31 protein-coding genes and 2 pseudogenes are annotated in these 26,035 nt (G+C 60.0%); 25 read left to right on the forward strand and 8 right to left on the reverse strand.

Annotated features, from left to right (window positions below; all coding sequences use genetic code 11):
- From rplV to PHF15_RS07795, 6 genes and pseudogenes are all read left to right on the forward strand, one after another.
- Positions 1-82: pseudogene (gene rplV, locus PHF15_RS07770) on the forward strand (50S ribosomal protein L22); the annotation flags it as partial.
- A gap of 16 nt (positions 83-98) precedes the next feature.
- Positions 99-995 (forward strand): 30S ribosomal protein S3, encoded by an 897-nt coding sequence (gene rpsC / locus PHF15_RS07775; RefSeq protein ID WP_300120152.1) that lies wholly within the window; start codon positions 99-101, stop codon positions 993-995.
- 2 nt (positions 996-997) lie between these two features.
- Positions 998-1,414, forward strand: a complete 417-nt coding sequence (rplP, locus tag PHF15_RS07780) for a 50S ribosomal protein L16 (RefSeq protein ID WP_296493788.1) — start codon at positions 998-1,000, stop codon at positions 1,412-1,414.
- 15 nt (positions 1,415-1,429) lie between these two features.
- Entirely contained in the window at positions 1,430-1,636 is a 207-nt protein-coding gene (rpmC, locus tag PHF15_RS07785) for a 50S ribosomal protein L29 (protein WP_300120160.1), read from the forward strand.
- A gap of 10 nt (positions 1,637-1,646) precedes the next feature.
- Positions 1,647-1,916, forward strand: coding sequence for a 30S ribosomal protein S17 (gene rpsQ / locus PHF15_RS07790; RefSeq protein WP_300120161.1), 270 nt, complete (start codon positions 1,647-1,649; stop codon positions 1,914-1,916).
- Between the two features lie 96 nt (positions 1,917-2,012).
- Complete coding sequence (locus tag PHF15_RS07795; RefSeq protein ID WP_300120162.1) at positions 2,013-2,519, forward strand: peroxiredoxin; 507 nt, start codon at positions 2,013-2,015, stop codon at positions 2,517-2,519.
- 45 nt (positions 2,520-2,564) lie between these two features.
- Here the strand turns inward: PHF15_RS07795 and PHF15_RS07800 are convergent, their stop codons facing one another.
- The gene (locus tag PHF15_RS07800) at positions 2,565-3,053 is read right to left on the reverse strand and encodes a GNAT family N-acetyltransferase (RefSeq protein WP_300120163.1); all 489 of its coding nucleotides are present in this window, start codon (positions 3,051-3,053) and stop codon (positions 2,565-2,567) included.
- A 26-nt stretch (positions 3,054-3,079) separates the two neighbouring features.
- Complete coding sequence (locus PHF15_RS07805) at positions 3,080-3,742, reverse strand: cytochrome b/b6 domain-containing protein (protein WP_366520591.1); 663 nt, start codon at positions 3,740-3,742, stop codon at positions 3,080-3,082.
- A 96-nt stretch (positions 3,743-3,838) separates the two neighbouring features.
- Here PHF15_RS07805 and PHF15_RS07810 point away from each other — a divergent pair, with 96 nt between their 5' ends.
- The 6 genes from PHF15_RS07810 to ptsP all read left to right on the forward strand — a co-directional run bounded on the left by PHF15_RS07810 (position 3,839) and on the right by ptsP (position 8,876).
- Complete coding sequence (locus PHF15_RS07810) at positions 3,839-4,291, forward strand: cytochrome c (RefSeq protein ID WP_300120164.1); 453 nt, start codon at positions 3,839-3,841, stop codon at positions 4,289-4,291.
- A gap of 101 nt (positions 4,292-4,392) precedes the next feature.
- A complete protein-coding gene (locus PHF15_RS07815; protein WP_300120165.1) occupies positions 4,393-5,100 on the forward strand; it encodes a DUF4197 domain-containing protein in 708 nt (235 codons plus the stop codon).
- Positions 5,101-5,119: 19 nt separating this feature from the next.
- Positions 5,120-6,364, forward strand: coding sequence for an MFS transporter (locus PHF15_RS07820; RefSeq protein WP_300120328.1), 1,245 nt, complete (start codon positions 5,120-5,122; stop codon positions 6,362-6,364).
- A 52-nt stretch (positions 6,365-6,416) separates the two neighbouring features.
- Positions 6,417-6,863, forward strand: a complete 447-nt coding sequence (locus PHF15_RS07825) for a PTS fructose transporter subunit IIA (protein ID WP_300120167.1) — start codon at positions 6,417-6,419, stop codon at positions 6,861-6,863.
- Positions 6,832-7,101 carry an HPr family phosphocarrier protein gene (locus PHF15_RS07830; protein WP_300120168.1) on the forward strand — a complete coding sequence of 90 codons (270 nt, stop codon included), beginning with the start codon at positions 6,832-6,834 and terminating at the stop codon, positions 7,099-7,101. The genes PHF15_RS07825 and PHF15_RS07830 overlap by 32 nt, the downstream gene beginning before the upstream one ends.
- Positions 7,098-8,876 carry a phosphoenolpyruvate--protein phosphotransferase gene (gene ptsP, locus PHF15_RS07835; RefSeq protein WP_300120169.1) on the forward strand — a complete coding sequence of 593 codons (1,779 nt, stop codon included), beginning with the start codon at positions 7,098-7,100 and terminating at the stop codon, positions 8,874-8,876. Before PHF15_RS07830 ends, ptsP begins: the two co-directional genes overlap by 4 nt.
- 17 nt (positions 8,877-8,893) lie before the next feature.
- Here ptsP and PHF15_RS07840 read toward each other — a convergent pair whose 3' ends face one another.
- The 4 genes from PHF15_RS07840 to PHF15_RS07855 form a co-directional block, all read right to left on the reverse strand.
- Positions 8,894-9,619 (reverse strand): LrgB family protein, encoded by a 726-nt coding sequence (locus PHF15_RS07840; protein ID WP_300120170.1) that lies wholly within the window; start codon positions 9,617-9,619, stop codon positions 8,894-8,896.
- Positions 9,612-9,959 (reverse strand): CidA/LrgA family protein, encoded by a 348-nt coding sequence (locus tag PHF15_RS07845; RefSeq protein WP_300120171.1) that lies wholly within the window; start codon positions 9,957-9,959, stop codon positions 9,612-9,614. The genes PHF15_RS07840 and PHF15_RS07845 overlap by 8 nt, the downstream gene beginning before the upstream one ends.
- A 12-nt stretch (positions 9,960-9,971) precedes the next feature.
- Entirely contained in the window at positions 9,972-11,474 is a 1,503-nt protein-coding gene (locus PHF15_RS07850) for an FAD-linked oxidase C-terminal domain-containing protein (protein WP_300120172.1), read from the reverse strand.
- A 109-nt stretch (positions 11,475-11,583) separates the two neighbouring features.
- A complete protein-coding gene (locus PHF15_RS07855) occupies positions 11,584-12,471 on the reverse strand; it encodes a LysR substrate-binding domain-containing protein (protein WP_300120173.1) in 888 nt (295 codons plus the stop codon).
- 53 nt (positions 12,472-12,524) lie between these two features.
- On the opposite strand from PHF15_RS07855, the gene asd reads away from it, so the two are divergent.
- Positions 12,525-13,370 carry an archaetidylserine decarboxylase gene (gene asd / locus PHF15_RS07860; RefSeq protein ID WP_300120174.1) on the forward strand — a complete coding sequence of 282 codons (846 nt, stop codon included), beginning with the start codon at positions 12,525-12,527 and terminating at the stop codon, positions 13,368-13,370.
- Positions 13,371-13,461: 91 nt separating this feature from the next.
- Here the strand turns inward: asd and PHF15_RS07865 are convergent.
- Positions 13,462-13,781 (reverse strand): annotated as a pseudogene (locus PHF15_RS07865) (transposase); the annotation flags it as partial.
- A gap of 226 nt (positions 13,782-14,007) precedes the next feature.
- Between PHF15_RS07865 and PHF15_RS07870 the strand changes: the two are divergent.
- The 3 genes from PHF15_RS07870 (at position 14,008) to PHF15_RS07880 (ending at position 16,290) form a co-directional block, all read left to right on the forward strand.
- Positions 14,008-14,607, forward strand: coding sequence for a hypothetical protein (locus PHF15_RS07870; protein ID WP_300120175.1), 600 nt, complete (start codon positions 14,008-14,010; stop codon positions 14,605-14,607).
- Between the two features lie 334 nt (positions 14,608-14,941).
- Positions 14,942-15,340 (forward strand): PA2779 family protein, encoded by a 399-nt coding sequence (locus PHF15_RS07875; protein WP_300120177.1) that lies wholly within the window; start codon positions 14,942-14,944, stop codon positions 15,338-15,340.
- Complete coding sequence (locus PHF15_RS07880) at positions 15,337-16,290, forward strand: PA2778 family cysteine peptidase (protein ID WP_300120178.1); 954 nt, start codon at positions 15,337-15,339, stop codon at positions 16,288-16,290. Before PHF15_RS07875 ends, PHF15_RS07880 begins: the two co-directional genes overlap by 4 nt.
- 30 nt (positions 16,291-16,320) lie before the next feature.
- Here PHF15_RS07880 and purU read toward each other — a convergent pair whose 3' ends face one another.
- Positions 16,321-17,169, reverse strand: coding sequence for a formyltetrahydrofolate deformylase (purU, locus tag PHF15_RS07885; protein ID WP_300120179.1), 849 nt, complete (start codon positions 17,167-17,169; stop codon positions 16,321-16,323).
- 51 nt (positions 17,170-17,220) lie between these two features.
- Here purU and PHF15_RS07890 point away from each other — a divergent pair, with 51 nt between their 5' ends.
- From PHF15_RS07890 to PHF15_RS07930, 9 genes are all read left to right on the forward strand, one after another.
- Positions 17,221-17,556, forward strand: coding sequence for a nucleotide pyrophosphohydrolase (locus PHF15_RS07890; protein ID WP_300120180.1), 336 nt, complete (start codon positions 17,221-17,223; stop codon positions 17,554-17,556).
- 8 nt (positions 17,557-17,564) lie between these two features.
- On the forward strand, positions 17,565-18,449 hold the full coding sequence (dapF, locus tag PHF15_RS07895; RefSeq protein ID WP_300120181.1) for a diaminopimelate epimerase: 885 nt from the start codon (positions 17,565-17,567) through the stop codon (positions 18,447-18,449).
- Between the two features lie 5 nt (positions 18,450-18,454).
- Positions 18,455-19,156: a DUF484 family protein gene (locus PHF15_RS07900; protein ID WP_300120182.1), complete on the forward strand. Its 702-nt coding sequence runs from the start codon at positions 18,455-18,457 to the stop codon at positions 19,154-19,156.
- Positions 19,157-19,218: 62 nt separating this feature from the next.
- The gene (locus PHF15_RS07905; protein WP_300120183.1) at positions 19,219-20,232 is read left to right on the forward strand and encodes a tyrosine recombinase XerC; all 1,014 of its coding nucleotides are present in this window, start codon (positions 19,219-19,221) and stop codon (positions 20,230-20,232) included.
- Between the two features lie 33 nt (positions 20,233-20,265).
- Positions 20,266-20,577 carry a hypothetical protein gene (locus tag PHF15_RS07910; protein ID WP_300120185.1) on the forward strand — a complete coding sequence of 104 codons (312 nt, stop codon included), beginning with the start codon at positions 20,266-20,268 and terminating at the stop codon, positions 20,575-20,577.
- Entirely contained in the window at positions 20,574-21,755 is a 1,182-nt protein-coding gene (locus PHF15_RS07915; RefSeq protein ID WP_300120187.1) for a class I SAM-dependent rRNA methyltransferase, read from the forward strand. Before PHF15_RS07910 ends, PHF15_RS07915 begins: the two co-directional genes overlap by 4 nt.
- A 48-nt stretch (positions 21,756-21,803) precedes the next feature.
- On the forward strand, positions 21,804-22,841 hold the full coding sequence (locus tag PHF15_RS07920) for a GTP-binding protein (RefSeq protein WP_300120188.1): 1,038 nt from the start codon (positions 21,804-21,806) through the stop codon (positions 22,839-22,841).
- A gap of 212 nt (positions 22,842-23,053) precedes the next feature.
- Positions 23,054-24,250 (forward strand): RNA polymerase-binding protein DksA, encoded by a 1,197-nt coding sequence (gene dksA, locus PHF15_RS16970; RefSeq protein ID WP_366520592.1) that lies wholly within the window; start codon positions 23,054-23,056, stop codon positions 24,248-24,250.
- A gap of 36 nt (positions 24,251-24,286) precedes the next feature.
- Positions 24,287-26,014 carry an STAS domain-containing protein gene (locus tag PHF15_RS07930; RefSeq protein WP_300120189.1) on the forward strand — a complete coding sequence of 576 codons (1,728 nt, stop codon included), beginning with the start codon at positions 24,287-24,289 and terminating at the stop codon, positions 26,012-26,014.
- Positions 26,015-26,035: the final 21 nt, after the last annotated feature.

A 26,035-nucleotide genomic window follows, 5' to 3' on the forward strand; every position in this document is an offset into this window, starting at 1 on the left:
GCGCTTCACGGCCCGCGCAAAAGGTCGTGGCAACCAGATCAGAAAACCCACGTGCCATGTGTACGTGACGGTTGGTAACTGAAAGAGGCCAGCAAGATATGGGACAAAAAATCCATCCAACCGGCTTCCGCTTGTCGGTCAGTCGCAACTGGGCATCTCGTTGGTATGCCAATGACCGTGATTTCGCTGGCATGCTGGCGGAAGACATCAAGGTGCGCGAGTACCTTAAAGCCAAGCTCAAGAATGCGTCGGTTTCGCGCGTCTTGATCGAGCGTCCTGCCAAGAACGCCCGCATTACCATTTACTCGTCTCGTCCGGGTGTGGTGATCGGCAAGAAAGGTGAAGACATCGAGAACCTCAAGCGCGAATTGGGCCGCCAGCTCGGCGTGCCAGTGGCGGTCAACATCGAAGAAGTGCGCAAGCCAGAAATTGATGCCAAGCTGATTGCTGACTCGATCACGCAGCAGCTTGAAAAACGCATCATGTTCCGACGGGCCATGAAGCGTGCCATGCAAAATGCCATGCGTCTCGGTGCCCTGGGCATCAAGATCATGTCGTCAGGTCGTCTGAACGGCATTGAAATCGCGCGTTGCGAGTGGTACCGCGAAGGTCGCGTGCCGCTTCACACCCTGCGCGCCGACATCGACTACGGAACCTCTGAAGCCCATACCACCTACGGCACCATCGGTGTCAAGGTCTGGGTTTACAAGGGCGATACCTTGGGTCGCAACGATCTGCCGGCTGTGGAAACACCGCGTCCGGACGATGAGCGTCGCCCACGTGGCCCGCGTCGTGATGACCGTGGTGGCCGTCCAGGCGCCGATCGTCCTGCGCCGCGCGCCGCGCGCCGCCCGATGGGCAGCAACGCAGCCCCTGCTGATGGCAGTGACAAACCCGCAGTGGCTCTTGGAGCCGACGCACCTAAACCCACCGTTCAGCGCGTCCGCAAGGTAGCCGCGCCAGCCGCTGCAGCAGCTGACGGTAAAGGAGAATAATTATGTTGCAACCCGCTCGTCGCAAGTACCGCAAAGAGCAAAAGGGCCGTAACACCGGTATCGCAACCCGGGGTAGCTCGGTTGCATTTGGTGATTTCGGTCTGAAGTGTATTGACCGCGGCCGTTTGACAGCGCGCCAAATCGAGGCCGCACGTCGTGCTGTCTCCCGTCACGTCAAGCGTGGCGGTCGTATCTGGATTCGCGTGTTTCCCGACAAACCCATTTCCCAAAAACCCGCAGAAGTGCGGATGGGCAATGGTAAAGGTAACCCCGAGTACTACGTGGCTGAAATCCAGCCCGGCAAGATCGTGTTTGAGATCGTCGGTGTCACCGAAGAATTGGCTCGTGAAGCGTTCCGTCTGGCAGCCGCCAAACTGCCGCTGCGCACCACCTTCGTGTCGCGCATGATCGGTCAGTAATCAGGAGAAATTGATATGAAAACGACTGAATTACGCCAAAAAGACGTTGCAGGTTTGCAGGCAGAAGTCAAAGCGCTGCAAAAGGCACACTTTGGTTTGCGCATGCAAAAGGCAACCCAACAACTCAACAATACAGCCACACTGCGCCTCGCGCGCCGTGATATCGCTCGCGCCAAGACCATTCTGGTCGAAAAGCAAGCCGCTGTTCCATCCGCCAAATAAGGAGCGAAACATGACGGAAGCTAAAACATCCCTCAAGCGCACTTTGATTGGCAAGGTGGTCAGCGACAAGCGTGCGAAAACGGTCACCGTGCTGATCGAGCGTCGTGTCAAGCACGAGCTCTACGGCAAGATCGTCGGCAAGTCCAGCAAGTACCACGCCCATGACGAAAAGGGTGAGTACAAAATGGGCGACATGATCGAAATTACGGAAAGCCGTCCTATCTCAAAAACCAAGAACTGGGTCGCAACGCGCCTGGTGCAAAAGGCCTTGCTGGTCTAAGTCTTTGCTTGGGCTGCGTGTCAGCACTTTACAAAACGGCTCACAATTGTGGGCCGTTTTTATTTATTCAATTGTTTTTTAAATCAGGAGTTAAATATGATTCAAGTCGGTGACCAGTTACCAGCCGCAACGCTGATGGAATTCCATGAAACCGAAGGTGGCGGCTGCAGTCTGGGCCCCAATCCGGTCGATGTTGTGGCCGCCAGTGCGGGCAAGACCATTGCGTTGTTCGCCTTGCCTGGCGCCTTCACCCCCACCTGCTCTGCCAAGCATGTGCCGGGTTATATCGCCAACCATGATGCGCTCAAGGCCGCTGGCGTTGATGAAATCTGGTGCGTCAGCGTCAACGACGCTTTCGTCATGGGCGCCTGGGCGCGTGACCAAAAGACCGGTGACAAGGTGCGCATGCTGGCCGATGGTGATGCGGCATTTGCCAAGGCCACCGGTTTAACGCTCGACCTGACCGGCAAAGGTTTGGGGCTGCGCAGCAATCGCTATTCGATGCTGGTCAAGAATGGCAAAGTGGTCACGCTCAACATCGAGGGCCCTGGCAAATTCGAAGTCAGCGACGCGGCTACGCTGCTGGCACAAGTCAAGGCCTGATCCTTTTCAACTCATCAGGGGACATCTGTGCAGAGACTCCCCTGATCAAAGTCGCGCCATCAAATAGTGCGCGCCTTCAATGGGGTTGAAGTAATAGGGCGCGACTTCCACGAACCCCAACTCCTGGTACATGGCGCGTGCCGTTTCCATTTCGCTCAGGGTGTCCAGCAGCACATAGGCGTAACCGGCTTGACTGGCGGCCTGTATCACCGCTTCGGCCAGACGCCGACCCAAACCATTGCTACGCAAGGCCGGGCGCACATACAAACGTTTCATTTCACAGGCGTTGGGGTAATCGGCCGTGTCCAAAGGGCGCAGCGCGCAGCAGCCGACCATGTCATTGGCTGAGTGGGCTATGAACAAGGCGCCGCGCGGCGGCGCGTAGTCACCTGGCAGGCCCGCCAGTTCTGCCTCAAAGTTCTGGAAACACAGGTCGATGTCCAGACTGTTTGCATACTCTTTAAAGAGCGCGCGCACCTGCTCAACATCATCCGTGCCTTCAAACGCTTGAATTTGAATAGGTTCTGAAGTCATGGTGGGCTAGAACTTGAGTCGTTCATTCAGCCAACCAGTCCGATGACCGTGCCACTCACCAGGCCCATGCAGACCAGAAAAATCACGGCGGCAAGCTTGCGCTCAGACCCACTGTCGCGCGCGCTGGGTGCGGCAAAGTCTAGCGTCTTGTCGCCCGTGATCATGGGTTGAATCAGGTTTTCCTGCTTGCCAAAAAAATAATAGACGATGGCCGACACATGCAAAGTCACCAAGCCCAGCAAGACCAATTTGCCAATCGCCTTGTGGTAGTAAGTCGCATTGCTGACCCAGGCCGAGGACACAAAGCGTGTCAAAGGACCTGCATTGGCGATTTCATCATCACTCATCAGGCCGGTGGTGACTTGCAGGGCTAGGAACACCAGCATAGCGACAACCGACAGGGCGCCCAACGGGTTGTGACCGACATCGTGATGTTGCAGGCCCTTTCCACGCAGGTAACGCCATACCTCCCTGGGGCCGACCAGGAATGTGGAAAAGCGCGACCAGTGGCCGCCCAGCAAACCCCACACCATGCGAAACAGCAGCAAGGTCAACACACCGTAACCAAACTGGAAATGCCAGACCATGGCGCCACCACCCATTTGGCTGGTGACGATCAGGCCGACAAAACACGCCGCCAGCGCCCAGTGAAACAGGCGCGTCGGGGCATCCCAAACACGAACAAGCAAAGCAATTACCTCCTTGAAAGACGCGGGAGAAAGGTTAAATGATTTCTCATACACTTCGCCTCCCATCTGTTTTAGTTTAACGACGAAAGGACTTCCATGAAAAAACTCACTGCTTGTCTTCTGGCGGGCGCAGCATTGGTCATGGCCGTGCCTGCCTCGGCACAATTCGCCAAAGCTGAAGATGCCATTAAATACCGCAAAAGTGCCCTGTTTGTGATGCAGCAGAATTTTGGCCGTGTTGCTGGCATGGCTGGTGGAAAAATTCCGTTTGATGCCAAAGTCGCCGCAGAGAGCGCCGCCGTTGCGGAATTCATGGCCAAGCTGCCCTGGGCTGGTTTCGGTCCGGGAACCGACAAAGGCGAGACCAAGGCAAAACCTGAGATATGGACTGACAAAGCCAAGTTCGACGACCACGCCAAAAAATTGCAGGGCGAAATGAGCAAACTGGCAACTGCTGCCAAATCCGGTAATCTTGACAACATCAAGGTGGCGGTGAATGCCACTGGCGGCGCGTGCAAAGCGTGCCATGACGACTTTCGCGCCAAATAATCTGCGCTTCAAGCCAGGGGCAAGCTTCTAAGTCAGCTGCATGCCCCCGGTATGACCGGCGTTAAGATGTCGCTACCCCATGAACTGCCCAGGACATGCTTATGAATCGACGCCGGTTTGGATCCTTTTCAGCTTCGCTACTGGCGTCTTCATGCCTGGGGCTCAGTGCAAGCGCAAACGCACTGTCGGTCAATGACCTGACCAATGCCCAGGCCTCGCAGGGGCTCAAGCTGGCATTGGAAAAGGGCGCCATTGCGGCCGTCCAGTTGCTGGGTCGGCCCGACGGGTTTTTGGGCAATGACAAGGTCCGGATTCCATTGCCGGGCTTTCTGCAAGACACTGCCAGGTTGTTGCGCAGCTTTGGTCAGGGCGCCCGCCTGGATGAGCTGATTGTGGCCATGAACCGTGCGGCGGAGACCGCAGTGCCGTTGGCGCGTGACATGCTGGTGGGCGCAGTCAAAACCATGAACGTGAAGGATGCCAAGAAAATATTGACTGGTGGCGACACCTCGGTGACGCAGTTTTTTGCGGAAAGAACGCGGCAACCTCTGGGTCGAAAGTTCTTGCCCGTGGTCGCCCGGGTCACCTCGCGGGTCAATCTGGCTGATAAGTACAACCAAGTCGCCGGCAAAGCCGCTGGCATGGGTTTGCTCAAAGGAGACCAGACCTCGATCGAGCAATACGTCACCGCCAAAACGCTCGACGGCATCTACTTCATGATTGGTGAAGAAGAGAAAAAGATCAGGCAAGATCCGGTGGGCACCGGCAGCGCCTTGCTGCAAAAAGTATTTGGTGCCCTGCGGCCTTGATGCGACGACTCCCGCTGTGCTGACCCTGTTACCACGGCGCAACGCGATATTGGTGTTTGTTGCGTTCGCCTTTGCCTACTTCCTCTCATCCCTGATTCGTGCCATCACGGCCACCCTTTCGCCCACGCTGACGCAGGAATTCGCGCTCAATGCGCAAGATCTTGGGCTGCTTGCGGGTGGTTATTTTTTGGGATTTGCCGCAACGCAACTCCCGCTGGGTGCCTGGCTGGATCGGCATGGGCCCAAAAAAGTGATTCTTTATTTCCTGCTGGTGGCGGTGTTGGGCTGCATGGCCTTTGCCATGGCCGACAGTTTTCGCGGTTTGCTGCTGGCGCGCGTGCTCAGCGGTGTCGGGGTCAGCGCCTGCATGATGGCGCCGCTGACCGGTTACCGGCGCTGGTTTGCGGTCAGTTCGCAAATGCGCGCCAATTCCTGGATGCTGATGACCGGCGCCTTCGGCATGGTGGCATCCACCCTGCCCGTGCAGTGGCTGATGCCGCTGGTGGGTTGGCGCCCCCTGTTTTGGGCGCTGGCGGCTTTGGTCGCGTTGGCCATGTTGCTGATCGCCTGGCAGGCGCCCCGTTGGCAGGAGGTTGCCGCCGCCCCCCCCGATATGATTCATCCTGTGGCTGGGACCAGCTATGCCGAGGTCTGGCGTCACCCGTACTTCAAAAAAATGGCGCCCATGGCGTTTTTCATTTACGGCGGCCTGATCGCCATACAGACCCTTTGGGTGACGCCCTGGATGATTCGCGTGGCTGGCTTTACCCCGATGCAAGCGGCTATGGGACTCTTTTGGCTCAACATGGCCATGCTGGGCACCTTCTGGTCTTGGGGCATGGTTTATCCTTGGCTGGCCCGCCGCGGCTACAGCGCTGATCGCCTGATCAGCTATGGCATGCCGCTGAGCTTTATCCTGCTGGCGTTGATCATTGCGGCGGGCTCGGGCATTGGCGTTTGGGCCGGCGTGGCCTGGGCCTTGTATTGCATGAGCTGCACCTTCATTTCTCTGGCGCAGCCGGCGGTGGCCATGGCTTTTCCCCCCGACCTGGCCGGGCGCGCCCTGTCGTCCTACAACCTGGTGTTGTTTGCCGGCGTTTTTGCCGTGCAGTGGGGCATCGGCCTGGCCATTGATGGTTTTCGGGCGCTGGGATCGACCGAGGTGCCGGCTTTTCAGATGGCGATGGCGATATATTTGCTTTGCACCATGGCGTCCTACGCGTACTTTCTGACTACAAAAAGTCATAATCAGCATCCGTGTTGAATCACCAGAGCCAGCACCATGCCCCTTCAAAATTGCAGCACCCGTGAAAGACATGAATAACGGCATTTTCATCATTGCGCATGCACCCTTGGCCACAGCCTTGCGCCAGTGCGTGTTGCACGTTTTTCCGGATGCGGCATCCTCGCTGGCGGTGCTCGATGTTCAGCCCAATACCCCGGTCGATGAATCCCTGGACAGCGCCCGATTGACCATGGCGCTGCTCAATACCGGGCGCACGCTGATCCTGACCGACATGTTCGGCGCCACGCCCTGCAATGTGGCACAAAAACTGGTGGATGGCGTTAATTCCAGACTGGTCGCCGGTGTGAACCTGCCCATGCTGCTGCGCGCCATCACGTACCGCAACGAGTCCATGGATGCCCTGGTGGCGCGCGTGCTCGCCGGGGGTACCCAGGGGGTGATGCAAGTGGCCGTCACGGCCCCGCAAAATCAGCAACGAAAACCAAATGATCAAAACCACGACGACCATCAGCAATAAATTGGGACTTCATGCCCGCGCTTCCGCCAAGTTGACCAAACTGGCAGGCAGTTTCCCATGCGAAGTCTGGATGTCGCGCGGCGAGCGTCGCGTTAATGCCAAAAGCATCATGGGCGTAATGATGCTGGCCGCCGGGATGGGCTCGCAGATCGAAATTGAAACCAGTGGTGAGCAGGAGCAGCAGGCGATGGAGGCGTTGTTGAATTTGGTGGCAGACAAATTTGGGGAAGGTGAGTGACTTTTGCCATCCATGGTCTGGCAGTGGCCCGGGGCATCGCCATCGGGCGGGCGGTACTGGTGGCCTCCAGCCGGCTGGACGTGGCGCATTACTTCATCGAACCCGCGCAGGTTGCCGCCGAGATCAACCGGGTGCGTGATGGCCGCGATGCGGTCGTGGAGGAAATCCACCGACTGCAGACCAGCATCGCCCACATGGGGCCCAAAGACACGCCCCACGAGTTGTCGGCGTTGCTTGATGTACACCTGATGCTGCTGCAGGACGAAGAGTTGTCGTCCGGCGTTCGCCACTGGATCAAGGACCGGCTTTACAACGCGGAGTGGGCGTTGACCACCCAGCTCGAAATTGTGGCGCGCCAGTTCGACGAGATGGAAGACGACTATTTGCGCGAGCGCAAGGCCGACCTGGAGCAGATCACCGAAAAAATCCTGCGCGCCATGCGCGGCGTCTCATCGCCGTTGATCCAGCCGCTGGGGCGCCAGGAGCGCAAGACGTCGCAACAGGATTTGTTGCTCGACGATACCGTGGATGTGCCCCTGATCCTGGTGGCGCATGATCTATCCCCGGCGGACATGCTGCAATTCAAGCAAAGTGTTTTTGCCGGTTTCATCACCGATGTCGGTGGCAAAACCTCACACACAGCCATTGTGGCGCGCAGTCTGGACATTCCGGCGGTGGTGGGTGCGCGCTTGAGCAGTCACCTGATCCATCAGGATGACTGGGTGGTGATCGATGGCGATGCCGGTGTCGTGGTGGTTGACCCATCGCCGATCATTCTCGCGGAATACGGCTTCAAGCAACGCCAGGGCGAACTCCAGCGGGGCCGCCTGGGGCGGCTGCTGCACACGCCGGCGGTGACGATGGACGGACAAAAAATCGAGCTGCTGGCCAATATCGAGATGCCCGACGATGCCACCGCCGCGCTCAAAGCGGGTGCCGTCGGTGTCGGCCTGTTCCGCAGCGAGTTCTTGTTCATGGGGCGCCATGGCAAACTGCCCAACGAAGAGGAACAGTATCTGGCGTATCGGCGCGCGGTGGAGGGCATGAAGGGCCTGCCGGTCACGATCCGTACCGTCGATGTGGGCGCCGACAAACCCCTCGATGACACGCTGCGCGACGACGCCCATCTGAACCCGGCGCTGGGACTGCGTGCCATTCGCTGGAGTCTGGCCGACCCGGCCATGTTCCTGACCCAGTTACGCGCGATGTTGCGTGCCGCCGCCCACGGCCAGGTGAACGTGATGATTCCGATGCTGGCGCACGCACGGGAGATCCGCCAGACCATGGCGCTGATCGACCACGCCCGTGTGCAGTTGGACAACCGTGGCGTGGCCTATGGCCCGGTCAGGATTGGCGCCATGATCGAAATCCCTGCCGCCGCGCTGACGCTCAAGGTGTTTCTCAAGTACTTCGACTTTCTGTCGATAGGCACCAACGATTTGATCCAGTACACGCTGGCCATCGACCGCGCCGACGAGTCGGTGGCGCACCTTTACGATCCGATGCATCCGGCTGTTTTGCGCTTGGTGGCCAACACCATTGCCGAGGGTCGGGCGCAGGGCAAGCCGGTCAGCCTGTGTGGCGAAATGGCGGGCGATGTGAGCATGACCAAATTGCTGTTGGGCATGGGCTTGCGCAGCTTCTCCATGCATCCGGCACAAATCCTGGTGGTCAAACAAGAGGTGTTGCGCTCCGATACCAGCAAGCTGGCGCCCTGGGCCGCGCAAGTGATCGAGGACGATGAACCCTTTGTGCAGCCGCAAAAAGCGGCTTGATCAAGCCGCTTTGCAAATCAAAACAGCCGGAACAGCAGCGGAATCAGCAGGGACGCCAGCACCACCTGCAGGCCCAGGGCCAGCCCGGCAAATGCGCCGGCGTCGGCGTTGACCTGCAGCGCCCGTGCCGCGCCGATGCCGTGCGCCGCCGTCCCCAAGGAAAAACCACGCGCCATCCAACCATTGCCGTCCGTTGGAATCTTCAGGAACCCAAACAAGGCTTTGCCGCTGAGCGCTCCGACCATGCCCGTCACCACGGCAAACACCGCAGCCAGCGCCGGGATGCCGCCAATTTTGTCGGCAATGCCCATGGCGACTGGCGCGGTGACCGATTTGGGCGCCAGCGACAGCACCACGTCATTGGGCAAACCTGCCAGCCAGCCCAGCAGCAAGGCAGAGCCGCTGGCCGCCACGCCGCCCACCACGGCCGCAGCCAGCAACGCACGCCAGTGCTGGCGCAAGGCGGTGCGCCGCTCCCACAACGGCCAGGCCAGCGCCACTACGGCCGGGCCGAGTAAAAAGTGGATGAATTGCGCACCCGAAAAATAGGTGGGGTAGTCCACCCCCGTGAGCGTGAGCAGGCTGGCCAGCGTGATGACCGACCACAGCACCGGATTGGCCCAGGCCGGCTGATCCAGCCGGGCATACAGCGCCTGCGCCAGCACATAGACCACCAGCGTGGCGGTCAGGCCGAACAGCGGCGTGGCGGACAGGTAAACCCACAACTCGACAAATTTAGGCATCGCCGGGCTCCTTGAAGGTCCGCAGAACCAGCACCGTCACGGCAAGCCCGGTCCAGGTGGACAGCACGATAACGACCAGCATGCGCACGCCGTACTGGCCCAGCAGCCCCAGGTGCGTCATCACTCCGACGCCCACCGGTACAAACAGCAGCGACAAATGCGAGAGCAGAAAATTGGCGCACGCCGCCACCGGTTCGCGCACCAGCGGCAGTCGTAGCGCCAACAGCAGCAGCAGCATGCCGATCACCGGCCCAGGAAACGGCAACTTCAGGCCGCGAGACAGCAGCTCGCCCAATGACTGCATGGCCAGCAGCCAGGCCAGTCCGCGCAGGCCGTTCATGCGGCGTCCACTTTAGAACCGGGGCAAGTCCGGGTGCTTGAGCTGGCCGCCGCGCACCAGCATCTTGCCGTACTCGGCGCAGCGCTGCAGCGTCGGAATCACCTTGCCCGGATTGAGCAGTCCCTTGGTGTCGAAGGCGCGCTTGACGCCGAACATCTGCTCGTTCTCGGCGGCGCTGAACTGCACGCACATGCTGTTGAGTTTTTCCACACCCACGCCGTGCTCGCCGGTCACGGTGCCGCCCATCGCCACGCTGGTCTCCAGAATGTCGGCCCCGAACAACTCGGCCCGGTGCAATTGGTCGGCCTCGTTGGCATCGAACAAAATCAGCGGGTGCAGGTTGCCGTCGCCGGCGTGGAACACGTTGGCGCAGCGCAACTGGTATTTCTTCTCCATCTGCTGGATCGCCAGCAAAATGTCGGCCACGCGTTTGCGCGGAATGGTGCTGTCCATGCACATGTAGTCGGGGCTGATGCGGCCGCTGGCGGGGAACGCGTTTTTGCGCCCGCTCCAGAATGTCATGCGCTCCTGCTCGCTCTGGCTCACCGCCACCTTGGTGGCGCCCGCGGCCATCAGCACATCACTCATGCGACCAATTTCCTCTTCGACTTCCTCGGGCGTGCCGTCGCTTTCGCACAGCAAAATGGCCTCGGCGCTGAGGTCGTAGCCCGCATGCACATAGTCTTCCACCGCCGCCGTCATCGGCTTGTCCATCATCTCCAGACCCGCCGGAATGATGCCGGCGGCAATCACGGCCGCCACCGCCTCACCGGCCTTGCGGATGTCATCGAAGCTGGCCATGATGCAGCGCGCCAGGATCGGCTTTGGAATCAGTTTGACCGTGACCTCGGTTACCACCGCCAGCATGCCCTCGCTGCCAATCATCACGCTCATCAAGTCGTAGCCGGGCGCATCGAGCGCGTCGGAGCCAAACACCACAGGCTCACCGTCCATGGTGAAACCCTTGATCTTGACGATGTTGTGCAGCGTCAGGCCGTACTTGAGGCAGTGCACACCGCCCGAGTTTTCGGCCACGTTGCCGCCTATGGTGCAGGCGATCTGGCTGGACGGGTCCGGCGCGTAATACAGCCCCAAAGGTGCGGCCGCCTCGCTGATGGCGAGGTTGCGCACGCCGCATTGCACCAGCGCCGTGCGCGACACCGGGTCGAGTTTCAGGATCCGGTTGAAGCGCGCCAGCGACAGCGTCACGCCCATCAGGTGAGGCATGGCGCCGCCCGACAAACCGGTGCCGGCACCGCGAGCCACCACCGGCACCGCCAGATCAAAGCAGGTCTTCAGCACCGCCTGCACCTGGGCTTCATTCTCCGGCAAGGCCACCACCAGCGGGCGCTGGCGGTAAGCAGTCAAGCCGTCGCATTCATAGGGCGTGGTGTCCTCGCTGTTCCACAGCAGGGCATGGGCTGGCAAATGCGCCGACAGCCCTTGCACCACCTGCGCCTGGCGCTCGGCGCGTTGTTGTGCAGAAAATTCTTGCGGGGTCGCGGAGGCGTTCATCTGAATCCTTGTGATCTCCGGCTGGGAAGAACCGGGTTTGAGAGCCATGACTTTACTGCCTGCAGCAAGCATTGCTGTTGAGCATTTTTATATACTTTTTTGAAATTTCTCAAACCACGCTTTGCTTGAGCCAATCGGCAAACGCCACGCATTCCCAGCGCTCCATCATGCCGGTGCGCCAGCACAGGTAGTGGGCGTGCGGGCTGGGCACGTTGGTGCCAAAGACATCGCTGGTCCCCAGTCGCACCAGCGAGCCGTTTTCCAGCCAGGGCACGGCCAGCTTGAGGCGAATCAGGGCAATGCCCATGCCGGCCGCCGCGCCATCACACATCAGGCCGACATCGTTGAACTGCGAGCCATCCAGCGGCTCGGGCCAGTCCAGCCCGCGGGCGGCAAACCAGGTGCGCCAGGGCTCCAGCGGGCTGCGCAGCAGCTCTTCGCCCTCCATATCTTGCGCCACGTCAAACGGCCCGTGCTCGCGCACAAAGGCGGGCGAGGCCAGCGGGGTGACCTCGTCCTTGAGCAGGCAGACATGCTCGACATCGGCGTAGCGCCCGGTGCCAAAGCGGATCATCAGGTCGGCGTCTTCGGCCACCACGTCGAGCAGCGGGATGGAGATTTGCAGGGTCAGGTCGATCTCGGGGTAGGCTTCGGTGAACTGGCGCAGGCGTGGAATCAAAATGGAGCGCGCAAAGGTCGGCGTGACAGCCAGGCGCAGCTTGCGCTTGCCCGGCATCGCCGCCGAGCTGGGAAATTTTTGCAGCATGGTCAGGCCGTCGCGCACATGCGCCAGGTATTCCACGCCTTCGATGGTGAGTGAAAAGTCGGCCCTGCCAAACAACTTGGTGCCAATGATTTGCTCAAGCTGCTTGACCCGGTGACTCACCGCACTGGGCGTCACGCAGAGTTCTTCGGCGGTTTGCGTGACGCTGCGCAGGCGCGCCAGCGCCTCAAAAGTCAGCAGGCATTGAATGGGGGGAATGCGGGCGGCGGACATGGTCTGATTGTGGCAGGCGCTCAGCTGAATGCACTGCGTAGAATCCCTGCCTTATGACTGACCGCGCCGCCGTACTCGCCCAATACATCATCCCCAAACAGGCCATCACTTTGCTGGCCGGGCGCATTGCGCGCGCCCAAGGTGGCGCGCTGACGACACGCTTGATCGCCTGGTTTGTGCAGCGCTACCGCGTGAACATGCAAGAGGCTACCAACCCGGATATGGCCAGCTACGCCAGCTTCAACGACTTTTTCACCCGCGCCCTCAAAGACGGTGTGCGTCCTTTGGCGCAGGCGGACCTGATTTGCCCGGTCGATGGCGCCATCAGCCAGTTTGGCCGCATCGAAGGCCAGCAGATATTCCAGGCCAAGGGCCACCACTACAGCAGCACCGCGCTGCTTGGTGGTGACGCCACGCTGGCCGCGCAGTTTGACAACGGCCACTTTGCCACGCTGTATTTGAGCCCGCGCGACTACCACCGCATTCACATGCCCTGCGCCGGGCGCCTGACGCGCATGATCTATGTGCCAGGCGACCTGTTTTCAGTCAACCCCGCCACTGCGCGTGGCGTGCCGGGGCTGTTTGCGCGCAACGAGCGGGTGGTGTGCGTTTTTGAAGGCCAGCATGGCCCGTTTGTGCTGGTGCTGGTGGGCGCCACCATTGTGGGCAGCATGGCCACCACCTGGCACGGTGCGGTCAATGCCCCGCGGCCGGGGCGTTTGAGCGAATGGCCCTATGACGATCAGTCCATTGAATTCAAGCAGGGCGATGAGATGGGCCGCTTTTTGCTCGGCTCCACCGTGGTGATGCTGTTCCCGCAAGGGCCGCTCAAATTCAACCCGGATTGGCAACCGGTCGGCGCTGTCCGGATGGGTGAGGTGATGGCGCAGCGCTGTTAACAAGCAGATCAGACATCAGCCGCCACTTAGCCCCTGCTGGGAGGTGCTGCTTGGTCCCGGATCACAAGACAAGAATACAAATTGCCTAGGCAGGTTGGGTGACGGCTTCACAGATCGCAGCCGCATCAGCGGCATCGTTCTTGCCCCGTTTGCCGCTCATGCATAGGGCACTACGAACTTCGGAGCCATCATGCGCACCGTGTGCCCAAACTTGGAAAACTCACGGTTCCAGTGATGGGCGCCGGAGCAGGCTTCCATGCCGATGAGGCAGGGTGGCAGATTGCCAATGAGCTCCAACAGCTTGGCGCGTGGTACCTCGGGGCGCACCAATACAGCCTTGCCTGTTTCATCCACGCCATGGACTGCAAAGACGTTCTTGGCGAGGTCAATTCCAACGGTTACGATAGCCATGATTTCCCCTCTCAGGTGAGTTGATGAAAAGTTTTGCCTCTCCATCTTGGCACTCTGTTGCCGTAAACCGCAACCCCCACGGGTCGCGGCTCGCCTGGGACGGGGATGTCCCTTTCATTCGTTAGCGATCCAGCCGGCCCCGCCCGGACTCCGTGCCGAAGAAACTTGATTTTTTAGATCGTTGATTTGTATGGATATTTTTGAAGTTACTTAAGAGGCAACTCCAATGGGCGAAGATGAAACAAAAACGAATGCCTTCCTGAGCTTCTCTATTGGGGAGGAGCGTGTTACGGATTCACATCGTGCGCTCCTTGCGGCAATTGATGCGAAGCTTTGTCAACTCAAAGGCCCAGTACCGTTTACGATTCGCGACGAGATTGATTTGCATAAACACGTATTGCAATACATCGACTCCTGCATTTCACAGATTTCAACTATGCAAAAATTGATGGGCCTGCCGCGTCTAGAATTCCCGGTACATCACGACCTGCTCCGATTATTCCGGGATCACAATCATCATGTCGGCTATTTGGCATTTGTGCCGCTGGCGTCAACTAAAGGAGCACCCGATTTTTTTGCGTGGCCGACACTGCAGATGATTGATGCTGTGAAGCAGAAACATAAGAAATGGGTTGCGGCAGTTCCGCAAACCACTCTCAGTGAATTGATCTACCTAAATCACGCTTATGTCCTCAGCGTCATCGAAGGAGAGAAGCAAAAGTTCCAAAGTAATGGCGTTCCGCTATTCACAATTCGCAAAGAATACCCGATGGGAGTTATTTATTTTGGCACTAGCCTCGCCGATACGAACGATGAGAAAAATTAGTACCCGCGACTTAAGACGCGAGCCTATACGAAACAAGAGAAGCCAGAAGTGATTTCAATGCCTAAACGCTTGGTGCAGCCGACGCGCATGAAGCCGCGCGCGGCTGACCAAGAACGTTGACGACGCAAAGAATCAGTCAATTTGGCTGTCGGCTAAGGGTCTTTTGCCATAAGTGCAGCAGCCAATTTTGTCAATGAAATAATGCCGATCCATCGCACGCGTAATGGATCCAGCATCTTTGCCCGCACTGCTGTTTCAAGTTGTAAGTTGCCTTGACTTGGTCGCCTGATGCGGATTGAATCGCAACTTTTCGACCTAACAACAAAGGGAAACCATGAAAAGCTTCAAAAAATTCGTCTCCACCGGCCTGATCGTCTGCATCACCGCTGCCGGTCTGCCGTTCAGCGCGCAAGCCCGTATCGTGGCGACCGAAGAAATCACGGCGCCTGCAGCTGCCAGCACCTTGAACGACAGCCGTGCCACCGTGAACCAGTTTTTGGCGCGTGACGAGGTTCGACAGGCTATGCTGGGCCAGGGCGTCACCTCACAGGCCGCGCTGGAGCGTGTGGCTGCCATGTCTGACAGCGAAGTCGCCCAACTGGCCGGTCGCATTGACCAGGCCCCAGCGGGTGGCGATGTGCTGGGTATTTTGTTTACCGTGTTCATTGTGCTGTTGATCACCGACATCATGGGCCTGACCAAGGTGTTTCCGTTCACCCGATCGGTGCGATGACCGGTCGAATTTCTGGTCTTCTGGCCCCCGTCCTGACGGGGGTTTTTGTTTGTGCGGCCTTGCTGCTGGGCGGCTGCGCCACGCCCCAGGTCGCCATGCTCGATGCGCGCTGGCCAGAAGGACTCCCGGCGCAGGTCGTGTTGTCTCAGGTGCCGTTTTTTCCGCAAGAAGACTATGAATGCGGCCCGGCCGCACTGGCCATGGTGGCCAATACAGCAGGTGTCAGGGTCACGCCTGAAGCCCTGGTGGACCAGGTGTATCTGCCAGGTCGCCAAGGCTCATTGCAGCCTGAAATGATGGCTGCCACACGCCGGCAAGGCTTGCTGGCTTACCCATTGAAGCCCAGCATCGAAGCTGTCATGCGCGAAGTGGCGGCGGGCAACCCGGTGCTGGTGTTTCAGAATCTGGCGTTTCCAATTTACCCGGTCTGGCACTATGCCGTGGTGATGGGCTTTGACCGGGAGCGCCATGTGCTGCTGCTACATTCCGGGCGCACCGCGCGCATGGAAATTTCGCTGGTTGCCTTTGAGCGCACTTGGGCGCGCGGGCAATATTGGGCCATGCTGGCGCTGAAACCCGGGCAACTTCCCGCCACCGCCGAGCCTCGCGTTTACGCCGCCGCCGCCGCCACGCTGGAGCGCACCGATGCCCATGGCGCACAGCATGCGTTTGCCGCCGCGCTACAGCGCTGGCCGGATGACCGCGCCGCCTTGCTGGGCGCAGGCAACAGCGCCTATGCGCTGGGTCAGCGCGAGGACGCCGCAAAAGCCTACCGCCAGACGGTGGTCAAGCACCCCGATTTTGCCGAGGCCTGGAACAATCTGGCACAAGTCTTGATGGAACTGGGTCACCGTGCCGACGCCAGCCGGGCCATTGCCCGCGCGGTGGCGCTGGGCGGTGAGCGCCTGCCGGACTACCTGACGCTACAGGCGCAGATCGACCAAAAATAGGGCGGCAGCCCTTGCCGACAAAGCCGGCGGCTACTTGAAAATCACGGTCTTGTGGCCGTTGATCAGCACCCGGTGTTCGCTGTGCCATTTGACGGCGCGGGCCAGCACCTGGCTTTCGGTATCGCGGCCCAGGGCGGTCAAGTCCTCTACCGTTTTGCTGTGGTCCACACGCGCCACGTCCTGCTCGATGATCGGGCCCTCGTCCAGGGCGGCGGTCACATAGTGGGCGGTGGCGCCAATCAGCTTCACACCCCGGTCATGTGCCTGGTAGTAGGGCTTGGCGCCCTTGAAGCTGGGTAAAAACGAGTGGTGAATGTTGATGGCGCGGCCACTGAGCTTGCGGCATAAATCGTCAGACAAAATTTGCATGTAGCGCGCCAGCACCACCAGCTCGGCGCCTTCGCTCTCAATGATCTCGATCTGCTTGGCTTCCACCTGGGCCTTGCTGGCGGCTGTCACCGGCAGGTGGTGAAACGGCACGTTGTAGCCGGCCGCCAGCTGGTAAAACTCGCGGTGGTTCGAGATGATGGCGCAAATGTCCAGCGGCAGCAGGCCACTTTTCCAGCGAAACAGCAGGTCATTAAGGCAATGGCCTTCCTTGCTGACCAGGATCACGGTGCGCATTTTTTGCGCCTGGGCGTGCAATTGCCATTGCATCTGGAACGGTGCGGCAAAGTCGGTCAGCTGGGTTTTCAGCGCGTCAAAGCTGTGCTCGGCACAGGCAAATTGCACGCGCATGAAAAACAGGCCGGTGCTGGTGTCGTTGTATTGCGCGGCCTCTTCGATGTTGCCGCTGTGCGCCAGCAAAAAGCCGGACACGGCATGCACCAGGCCGAGGCGGTCGGGGCATGACAGGGTGAGGGTATAAACAGGGTTCATAGGGGCGGTATTGTCGCAGCCTTGTTTCATCACTCTCCGGGGAAAAACCAAATGGACATCCAGGCACTGCAACAGAATTTGCGCGATTTCGCAGCCGCACGCAACTGGAAGCAATTTCATACACCCAAAAACCTGAGCACGGCGCTGATGGTGGAGGCTGCCGAACTGGCCGAGATTTTCCAATGGATGACCGCAGAAGAATCACAAGCCGCGCAACTTGATCCCGTGATGAAAGAGCACATCGCTGACGAGGTGGCCGATGTGTTGCTGTATCTGCTGCAGGTGGCCGATCAGTGCGCTATCGACCTGCCCAGCGCGGTGGCCCACAAGCTGGTCAAGAACGCCATCAAGCATCCTGAGTCCGGCGCCGCACCGTCGCGTGGATAATCTGATCCATGCGAATCCCCTTTACCAAGATGCAAGGTGCAGGCAACGACTTTGTGGTGCTCGACGAGACCCAGGCCCGCTTTGGCTTGGACACCGCGCACTACCGGTTTCTGGCCGACCGCCACTTTGGTGTCGGTGCCGACCAGATCCTGACGGTGCGCCCGTCACCCGCGCCGGGCATCGACTTCGAATACCTCATCCACAACGCCGATGGCGCCGAGGTGGAGCAGTGCGGCAATGGCGCGCGTTGTTTTGCGCGCTTTGTGCGTGATGCCGGGCTGACCCGCAAGGATGCGATCCGGGTGCAGACCCGGGGCGGGGTGATCGAGCCGGTACTTCAAGCCGATGGCCGCGTCACGGTCAACATGGGGGCGCCGGTCTTTGAGCCAGGGCGCATTCCGTTCGCGCCCGGACAGGTGCCCGCCGAGCCAAGCGGTTCATGGCAGCAATGGCCGCTGCGACTGGCCACGCCGGGGCAAGACACGCTGGTGCGGGTGGCTGTGGTGTCAATGGGTAATCCGCACGCGGTTCAGCTGGTGGACGATGTTGCTACCGCACCGGTTTTGCTGCAGGGCCCGCTGATCGAACACCACCCGTTTTTTCCGAACCGGGTCAATGCCGGCTTCATGCAGGTGCAAAGCCGCCGCCAGATTCGGCTGCGGGTGTATGAGCGCGGCGCCGGCGAGACGCTGGCCTGCGGCTCGGGCGCCTGCGCCGCCGTGGTGGCGGGCATCCGGCTCGGTTTGCTCGACGCCGAGGTCGATGTGCAAACCCACGGCGGCGTGCTCACCATTGCCTGGGCCGGCGACAGCGAGCCGGTCATGATGACTGGCCCGGCCACCACCGTATTCCAGGGTCAAATTGAAATCCCCGACGATCTTCCCAACGCGTAACGACCATGCCAAATTCAAAACTGCCCAGCGCCATCGCCAACCCGATCACCGAGGACGACATTGCCAACTACCTGGCCAATACGCCAGATTTTTTTGAGCGCCATGCCGACATGCTGGCCGCTGTGCAATTGACCAGCCCGCACAGCCAGCGCGCGGTGAGCCTGCAAGAGCGCCAGGCCAACATGTTGCGTGAAAAAATCAAGCTGTTGGAACTGCGTATCATGGACATGATTCGCAACGTCAACGACAACACGGCGCTGTCAGACAAACTGCTGCGTTGGGCGCGCACGCTGTTTTTGAACACCGAAGCCGCTGCCTTGCCCGACCTGATGGCCGCCGAGCTGGCCGACCAGTTTGCCGTGCCGCAGGTCGGCATCAAGGTCTGGGGCGTGGACCCCGCCTACGCTGGCGCGGCGTTTGCACAGGGAGTCAGCGAAGATGCCAGGCTGTTTGCCAGCTCATTGACCGAGCCCTATTGCGGCGTCAACACAGGGCTGGAAGCCATCAATTGGTTGCCCGACCCCAAGGCGGCGGCTTCGCTGGCGATTTTGCCGTTGCGTGCTGGCCAGGTTGGCAGCACCGCGCCGGCCTTTGGCCTGCTGGTGCTGGCATCGCCCGATGCACAGCGCTTCAACAGCACCATGGGCACCGACTTTCTGGCGCGCATTGCCGAGCTGGCCAGCGCCGCGCTGTCGCCGCTGCGCTAACCCGAACCAAATGGCGACATCGTCATTGCGAGCCCTTCGACAAGCTCAGGACAGGCTGAAGCATGGCCATCCATGAACCCCTCAATGACCCGGTGGCGAGCCCGCCCAGGGATGCGCTGGTGCAGCGCTACCTCGACCACGTGCGTTTCGAGAAACGCCTGGCCGAGCGCACCGTGGCGCTTTACACCCTGGACCTGGAAAAGCTGGAAGCCAATGCGGTGCAGGCTGGCGTCAGCTTGACCGCGGTTGAGTCCAGCCACATCCGGCGCTGGGTGGCGCAAATGCACAGTGGTGGGCGTAGCGGCCGCGGCATTGCTTTGATTTTGTCGGGCTGGCGCGGGTTTTACATATGGCTGGGGCGCGAAGGTTTGGTGGCCTGCAACCCGGTGCTGGACGTGCGCGCGCCCAAAGCCGCCAAACCCCTGCCCAAAGCCCTGAGTGTGGACGATGCGGTGCAAATGGCGAGCTTCGAGAACGCCGGCAATGACCCCTGGCTGGAGGCGCGCGATGCTGCCATGGTGGAACTGCTCTACGGTGGTGGTTTGCGGGTGGGCGAGCTGACCGGGCTGGACATTCTGGCCAGTGCTGCGGCGCGCGGCTGGGTCGACTTGGCAGCGGGTGAAGCGCATGTGCTGGGCAAGGGCAGCAAGCGGCGCATTGTGCCGGTGGGTGCCAGGGCGGTGCAGGCGCTGCAGGCCTGGCTGCTGGTGCGCGCGCAGGGTCTGCCGGCATCGACTGCACCCGCTGATGCGGGCAGCGGAACGCAGGTGGCATTGTTCATCGGACGCAACAGCACGCGGCTCACCTCGCAGTCGATCTGGCAGCGCGTGAGGCTGCGCAGCCTGCAAGCCGGACTGGCCGCGCCGGTGCATCCGCACATGTTGCGCCACTCGTTTGCCAGCCATGTGTTGCAGTCCAGCAGTGACCTGCGCGGCGTGCAGGAACTGCTCGGGCACGCCAACATCAGCACCACGCAGATCTACACGCGACTCGACTTTCAGCACCTGGCCAAAGCCTATGATGCGGCCCATCCCCGCGCGCACCTGAAAACGGTTGGTTCAAGTGGTTCAAAATAGCGGTTGGCAAGAATTTTTTTCTATAGGTGACTTATGCAAAAGCAAATCATTGTGGCTTTGGACAAAGGTGTCGAATTTTCGTTTCATGTGCCCGAAGGTGCGCCGCTGACGCATGATGCGGCGCGCGCCTGGCTGGACCGGCAGTTCACCTCGCTCGATTGCGAACCCCTGCGCGCCAGTGGCAAGGTGCTTACCGCCGACAAGATTCTGGTGGTGACGCAGGCCGCCGGTGCCGCCCTGCTGGGCGACTCCAAATGGGCCGCCGACTATGTGGCAGCAGTTAGCGCCGCCTTGGGCAAGCCCATGATCCGCGTCGACGTGCCGGCGATGGCGATCACCTATTGAAAAACGTTCGCCTGCGCGCAGGCAAAGAGCGCTCGCTGCTGCGCCGCCACCCCTGGATTTTTGAATCTGCCATCGCCAAAGGCAGTGCCGATGCGGGCGAAACCGTGCGCGTGAAGGGCGATCAGGGCCAGTTTTTGGGTTGGGCGGCGTTCAGTCCGGCCTCGAAAATCCGCGCCCGGGTCTGGAGTTTTGACGAGGCGCAGCGCATCGATGCGGCGTTTTTTGCCGCTGCGTGCGCCAGCGCCGTCAAGGCCAGAGCCCGCTTTGACATCGACAGCAATGCCATGCGGCTGGTGCACGGCGAATCCGACGGCCTGCCGGGCCTGATCGTGGACCGCTACGGCGACACGCTGGTGGCGCAGTTCACCTCAAGTGGCGTGGAGCGCTGGAAAGACGTCATCGCCGATGCGCTTCTGGCCGCCACCGGCCTGAGCAAACTCTTCGAGCGCAGTGACGCCAGCAGCCGCGCTCTGGAAGGATTGCCCGAGGCCACCGGCTGGCTGCGCGGCCAGGGCGAGGTGGAACTGACCCTGCAAGAACACGACTGGCAACTGGAGGTCAACATTGTTGAAGGCCACAAAACCGGCTTTTACCTGGACCAGCGTGACAGCCGCAAGCGATTTTGTGACTACGCCCGTCGCCTCAAATTTGAGCGCGTACTCAACTGCTACTGTTACACCGGCGGTTTCACGGTGGCGGCACTGACCGGTGGCGCGGCCCATGTGACGTCGATCGACTCATCCGGCCCGGCGCTGGAGAAGGCCGCTGCCAATGTTGCGCTCAACGGTTTTGAAGCCAGTCGCGCCAGCTTCATGGATGCCGACGTCAACGCCTCTTTGCGTCAATTTATCGACCAAGGCCGCAGCTTTGACGCCATCGTGCTCGACCCGCCCAAATTTGCGCCCACCGTGGCGCACGCCGAGCGCGCCGCGCGCGCTTACAAGGATATCAACCGGCTGGCGTTCAAGCTGTTGGAACCCGGCGGCGTGCTGTTCACCTACAGTTGCTCAGGCGGCATCAGCGCGGACCTGTTTCACAAGATCGTGGCTTCGGCAGGCTGCGATGCCGGTGTCGATGGCTATATCCACGAGCGCATGGGCGGCGCACCAGACCACCCCATGACGGTCAATTTCCCCGAAGGCGAATACCTTAAGGGCTTGGTGGTGATGCGTAAGTGAGGCTTGGCCCGGGGTCGTTACACTCGCACCCTTTCGACATCCTTTGATATGAGCCTTATTCCCGCCACCATCCTCACCGGTTTTCTCGGTTCAGGCAAGACCACGCTGCTCAAGCGCGTGCTGTCGGAGGCGCACGGTCAGAAGATCGCCATCATCGAAAACGAGTTCGGCGAAGAGAACATCGACAACGACATCCTGGTGACCGATTCCAAAGAACAGATCATCCAGATGAGCAATGGCTGCATCTGCTGCACCATCCGCGAAGACCTGCGCGAAGCACTGCAATTGCTGGCCGCCAAAAAGCGCCAGGGCCTGCTCGACTTCGACCGCGTGGTGATCGAGACCACTGGCGTGGCCGACCCCGGTCCGGTGGCGCAAACCTTTTTCATGGACGACGAGATTGCCGAAAGCTATCTGCTCGATTCCATTTTGACGCTGGTCGATGCCAAGCACGCCAACCAGCAGCTCGACGATCGCCAGGAAGCGCGCCGCCAGGTCGGTTTTGCCGATCAGATTTTTATCAGCAAGACCGATCTGGTCTCGGCTGCGGAAACCGAAGACCTGATGCACCGACTCAAGCACATGAACCCGCGCGCGCCGCAAAAAGCGGTGCATTTTGGCGAGGTGGCCTTGAGCGACGTCTTCGATCTGCGCGGTTTTAACCTCAATGCCAAGCTCGACATCGACCCGGATTTCCTCAAGGAAGAGGAGCATGCGCACCACGACCACGAACATGGCGAGCATTGCGACCACCCCTCGCACCAGCATGGTCACCACCACGCCCATGATGACGATGTGAAGAGTTTCGTCTTCCGCTCCGAACGGGCATTCGATCCGGCCAAGCTGGAAGACTTTTTGGGCGCCGTCGTCAATATCTATGGCCCGCGCATGCTGCGCTACAAAGGTGTGCTGTACATGCAGGGCACCGACCGCAAAGTCATTTTTCAGGGCGTGCACCAGCTGATGGGCAGCGACCTGGGGCCAGCTTGGGCGCCGGGTGAAAAACCCTGCAGCAAGATGGTTTTCATCGGCATCGACCTGCCCCAAGATATATTCTTGCAGGGTATGGCGCAAAGCCTGGTGTGAGTTCGATGTGTTGACCTTAGCCCGGAGGCTTGATGTTTGTCTCGATTTTGCAACTGATGGGCTTTGCCTCGGCTAAGCCTGTACACTCGCGCGCCGACTCAAAGCCCTTGCATGGGCCTGACCGCAAGACCCATCAGACAAGTTCCGTTGACAAGGTGGAAACGTCGACCACCGCTCAAACTGTTCAGGATAAACCCGCGAGGAGATCTTCCGTGAAAGCAAAAGCTGCCAAACCAAAAGCCACTGTCAAGAAAACCACCATTCCCGTCAAGCCGGTCAAGCCGGTCAAGCCGGTCAAGCCGGTCAAGCCGGTCAAGCCGGTCAAGCCGGTCAAGGCGGCCAAGGCAGTCAATACCGTCAAGCCGGTCAAGGCGCTCCAGCCCGTCAGAGCAGCCAAGTCCGTCAAGGCAATCAAGCCTGTTGTGGCTGCCAAGTCCGCCAAGGCGGTGAAACTCGCCATGACGGTTAAGGTGACCAAGCCAGTCAAGGCCTCCAAGCCTGCTCAGGTTGTCAGGCCCGTCAAGCCAGTCAAGGTAGTCAAGGTAGTCAAGGCAGTTTCCCAAGTCAAGTTGACGCCTTCAGTCAAGGCAAAAGCCGTGAAACCCGCGCCCGCGAAGCAGGCGCCGGTCAAAAAAGTCAACGCTGCTCCCGCGCCTGTGCGCAAGCCTGTTTTATCCTCTCCCAAGAAAAAGCCTCAAGAAGTGACTATTCAAGCCCCCGTATCCCCCAAGACTGCAGCTCCCGCAGCCGCCAAGCCGGTGGCCAAAGCGGCGCTGCCTGCGACCCAGATGACATCCTCCGGTGTGCCGGTGCGTACCGGACGGCCCTCCTCGCGACTGGCCCAATTGACTGTGCCTTCCATGGCCCAGTCGGTGGCCTCCACGGCCGCCAAGTCCAGCTTCACCCAAATGACCAATGTGGTGCCCATTGTTTCTCCACTCGCCTCATCGGTCAAAAAAGACAAGAAGCTGGTCAACAACTGGAAAACCAAGCCGGTTGAAGCATTGACCGATGCCGAGGTGCTGGCCATGCCCGATGATGCCTACATGAATGAGACGCAGCTGGCGTTCTTTCGGCTGAAATTGGTTCATTTGAAAAATGACATACTCAGCAGCGCAGGCGAAACCACCGAGCATTTGCGCGAAGACACCGTGGTAGTGCCCGACCCGGCCGACCGCGCCACCATCGAGGAAGAGCACGCACTCGAGTTGCGCACCCGTGACCGCGAGAGAAAACTGCTGAAGAAAATTGAGCAGTCGATTACGCGCATCGATGCTGGCGACTATGGCTATTGCGACGAGACGGGCGAAGCCATTGGTGTGGGCCGTTTGCTGGCCCGGCCGACCGCTACGCTGTCGCTCGAAGCGCAGCAGCGCCGTGAGCTCAAGCAAAAAATGTTTGGCGACTGAGGCTAGCTGACGCGACCTGGCGTCGGTTTGAACAGCATGGCAACAAAAACAAGCAGCTCAAAACTTCTTTCCAAGATTGCCAAGTTTGTCCGTCATCCCAATATCGATTGGCGTGATCTGGACAAGATCGAGCGCGAACCTGCGAATGCACCTGAACCGATGCCGGCGCACAACCGGCAAACGCTCAAGGACATGATCGAGCGCAAGCGTCATGAAGACGCTATCCGCAAGCATGAGTTTGACCAGTTGCGCCACCTTCGCCGCGAGACGCCGGTAGCCACGAATGAGCCCAGCGAGGAAAGCACCCTGATTGGCAGCACCGCCGGACCCTCTGATCTGGATGATCGGGCCTCCACGATTCGGAAAATCGATGAAATTGAAGTCCAAATGTCAAAGCAATGGTGGAAGGCGCAAAGCCTGCCGCATCAGGATGCCGCACCGCCACCTGTGGCCCACGCGCCGGTCGAGCTCCTGACTGAGGGAGCCGAGAGCTTCTTTGCGTCGACCCAGCTCAAAACCGGTCTGATCGACTTTGACGACATCCCCACCTCGCTCGGACCGGCGACTTCAGCGCAGTTCGGCGAGCCGGAGGGGAAGTCAAGCGACATCGCCGATTGGCAGCGCCAGCCGATCGACAGCAAAGGCTTTGATTCGTCCAAATTGTTTGCCGCCGAGATGGCTGACAACCTGGCCGACCCTGACCTGGAGGATGCCGCGGTGCGTTTTGCCAATGGGGATGAAGCGGGCACCGAAGCTGTATTGCTGAGCGCTTTGCGCTCCCAGTCTGCGTTGAGCGCTGTCGCCCAAGCGCGGGCCGAAGCCCTGTTTGACCTTTACCGCAGTTTGGGTCAGCAAACCAATTTTGAACGTGAGGCGCTGAATTACGCACAGCAATTTGGCTGTTCGGCACCCGTCTGGCGGCATCCTGAGGGCGCATCGGGCAGCGTGCAGGCTGTTGTGATGCAGACCATTGCATGGCGTTGTCCTGCGCATCTTGAGCCGCTGGCGCTGGCGCAGCTGCCCAGCCATTTACCGCCCGGCAATAGCCTGTCACTGGATTGGTCGGCACTGGTGCTGATCTCCGAACCTGCGGCCCGGGATTTGGCAACTTTGCTGGCCGCCTGGAGCCAGCAACAGGGTGCGCTGTATTTCAAAGGCCAACAGGTGCTTGATAAGTTGTTGCGTGCCGCCACACCAAGAGGGGTGCGGCAGACGGCACAGTTCTGGTGGACTGCGCGCATGGATCAGCTGCGCATTCTGCAGCTCCAGGATGATTTCGAAATGGCTGCTTTCGACTATTGCGTCACCTATGAAGCAGCCCCCAGCCCATGGCGAGCGGCAAGTTGTGAACTGCTGCAGCAACCCCCGGTTGCCGAACCCAGCGACCAGTGGTTGACAGACTCATGGCCGCAACACGCAGACCTGCGGGCAGCGGCCACGCCACCCTTGATCTCCATGCCAGGCGCTGATGCGCCAGCATCTGGCCCTGTGCGCTTGACGTTGGCGGGTGAATTGCTGGGTGATGGGATCCAGGGCTTGCCCCCTTTGGACGCGGCCAGCCAGCAGGGTCAGCAACTGACGATTGACTGCAGCCAGCTGATCCGGGTCGATTTTTCCGCCGCCGGCAGTATTCTGAATTGGGTTGCCCAGGGCCAAGCGCAGGGCTGCCAGATTGAATTCAGGGATGTCCCGCCTCTGGTAGCCTCATTTTTCAATCTGATTGGCATCAATCAGCATGCGCACGTGATCACGCGAACGCATTAATTAGTCAGGACAGGACAATTC

The organism is Rhodoferax sp., from assembly GCF_028689295.1.
Taxonomy (GTDB): Bacteria; Pseudomonadota; Gammaproteobacteria; order Burkholderiales; family Burkholderiaceae_C; genus Rhodoferax.

Bases quoted from the DNA above. Each gene is read 5' to 3' on its own strand.
- rpsC (WP_300120152.1), top strand. From the start codon at position 99: ATGGGACAAAAAATCCATCCAACCGGCTTCCGCTTGTCGGTCAGTCGC.
- rplP (WP_296493788.1), top strand. From the start codon at position 998: ATGTTGCAACCCGCTCGTCGCAAGTACCGCAAAGAGCAAAAGGGCCGT.
- rpmC (WP_300120160.1), top strand. From the start codon at position 1,430: ATGAAAACGACTGAATTACGCCAAAAAGACGTTGCAGGTTTGCAGGCA.
- rpsQ (WP_300120161.1), top strand. From the start codon at position 1,647: ATGACGGAAGCTAAAACATCCCTCAAGCGCACTTTGATTGGCAAGGTG.
- PHF15_RS07795 (WP_300120162.1), top strand. From the start codon at position 2,013: ATGATTCAAGTCGGTGACCAGTTACCAGCCGCAACGCTGATGGAATTC.
- PHF15_RS07800 (WP_300120163.1), bottom strand. From the start codon at position 3,053: ATGACTTCAGAACCTATTCAAATTCAAGCGTTTGAAGGCACGGATGAT.
- PHF15_RS07810 (WP_300120164.1), top strand. From the start codon at position 3,839: ATGAAAAAACTCACTGCTTGTCTTCTGGCGGGCGCAGCATTGGTCATG.
- PHF15_RS07815 (WP_300120165.1), top strand. From the start codon at position 4,393: ATGAATCGACGCCGGTTTGGATCCTTTTCAGCTTCGCTACTGGCGTCT.
- PHF15_RS07825 (WP_300120167.1), top strand. From the start codon at position 6,417: ATGAATAACGGCATTTTCATCATTGCGCATGCACCCTTGGCCACAGCC.
- PHF15_RS07830 (WP_300120168.1), top strand. From the start codon at position 6,832: ATGATCAAAACCACGACGACCATCAGCAATAAATTGGGACTTCATGCC.
- PHF15_RS07840 (WP_300120170.1), bottom strand. From the start codon at position 9,619: ATGCCTAAATTTGTCGAGTTGTGGGTTTACCTGTCCGCCACGCCGCTG.
- PHF15_RS07845 (WP_300120171.1), bottom strand. From the start codon at position 9,959: ATGAACGGCCTGCGCGGACTGGCCTGGCTGCTGGCCATGCAGTCATTG.
- PHF15_RS07850 (WP_300120172.1), bottom strand. From the start codon at position 11,474: ATGAACGCCTCCGCGACCCCGCAAGAATTTTCTGCACAACAACGCGCC.
- PHF15_RS07855 (WP_300120173.1), bottom strand. From the start codon at position 12,471: ATGTCCGCCGCCCGCATTCCCCCCATTCAATGCCTGCTGACTTTTGAG.
- asd (WP_300120174.1), top strand. From the start codon at position 12,525: ATGACTGACCGCGCCGCCGTACTCGCCCAATACATCATCCCCAAACAG.
- PHF15_RS07870 (WP_300120175.1), top strand. From the start codon at position 14,008: ATGGGCGAAGATGAAACAAAAACGAATGCCTTCCTGAGCTTCTCTATT.
- PHF15_RS07875 (WP_300120177.1), top strand. From the start codon at position 14,942: ATGAAAAGCTTCAAAAAATTCGTCTCCACCGGCCTGATCGTCTGCATC.
- PHF15_RS07880 (WP_300120178.1), top strand. From the start codon at position 15,337: ATGACCGGTCGAATTTCTGGTCTTCTGGCCCCCGTCCTGACGGGGGTT.
- purU (WP_300120179.1), bottom strand. From the start codon at position 17,169: ATGAACCCTGTTTATACCCTCACCCTGTCATGCCCCGACCGCCTCGGC.
- PHF15_RS07890 (WP_300120180.1), top strand. From the start codon at position 17,221: ATGGACATCCAGGCACTGCAACAGAATTTGCGCGATTTCGCAGCCGCA.
- dapF (WP_300120181.1), top strand. From the start codon at position 17,565: ATGCGAATCCCCTTTACCAAGATGCAAGGTGCAGGCAACGACTTTGTG.
- PHF15_RS07900 (WP_300120182.1), top strand. From the start codon at position 18,455: ATGCCAAATTCAAAACTGCCCAGCGCCATCGCCAACCCGATCACCGAG.
- PHF15_RS07905 (WP_300120183.1), top strand. From the start codon at position 19,219: ATGGCCATCCATGAACCCCTCAATGACCCGGTGGCGAGCCCGCCCAGG.
- PHF15_RS07910 (WP_300120185.1), top strand. From the start codon at position 20,266: ATGCAAAAGCAAATCATTGTGGCTTTGGACAAAGGTGTCGAATTTTCG.
- PHF15_RS07920 (WP_300120188.1), top strand. From the start codon at position 21,804: ATGAGCCTTATTCCCGCCACCATCCTCACCGGTTTTCTCGGTTCAGGC.
- PHF15_RS07930 (WP_300120189.1), top strand. From the start codon at position 24,287: ATGGCAACAAAAACAAGCAGCTCAAAACTTCTTTCCAAGATTGCCAAG.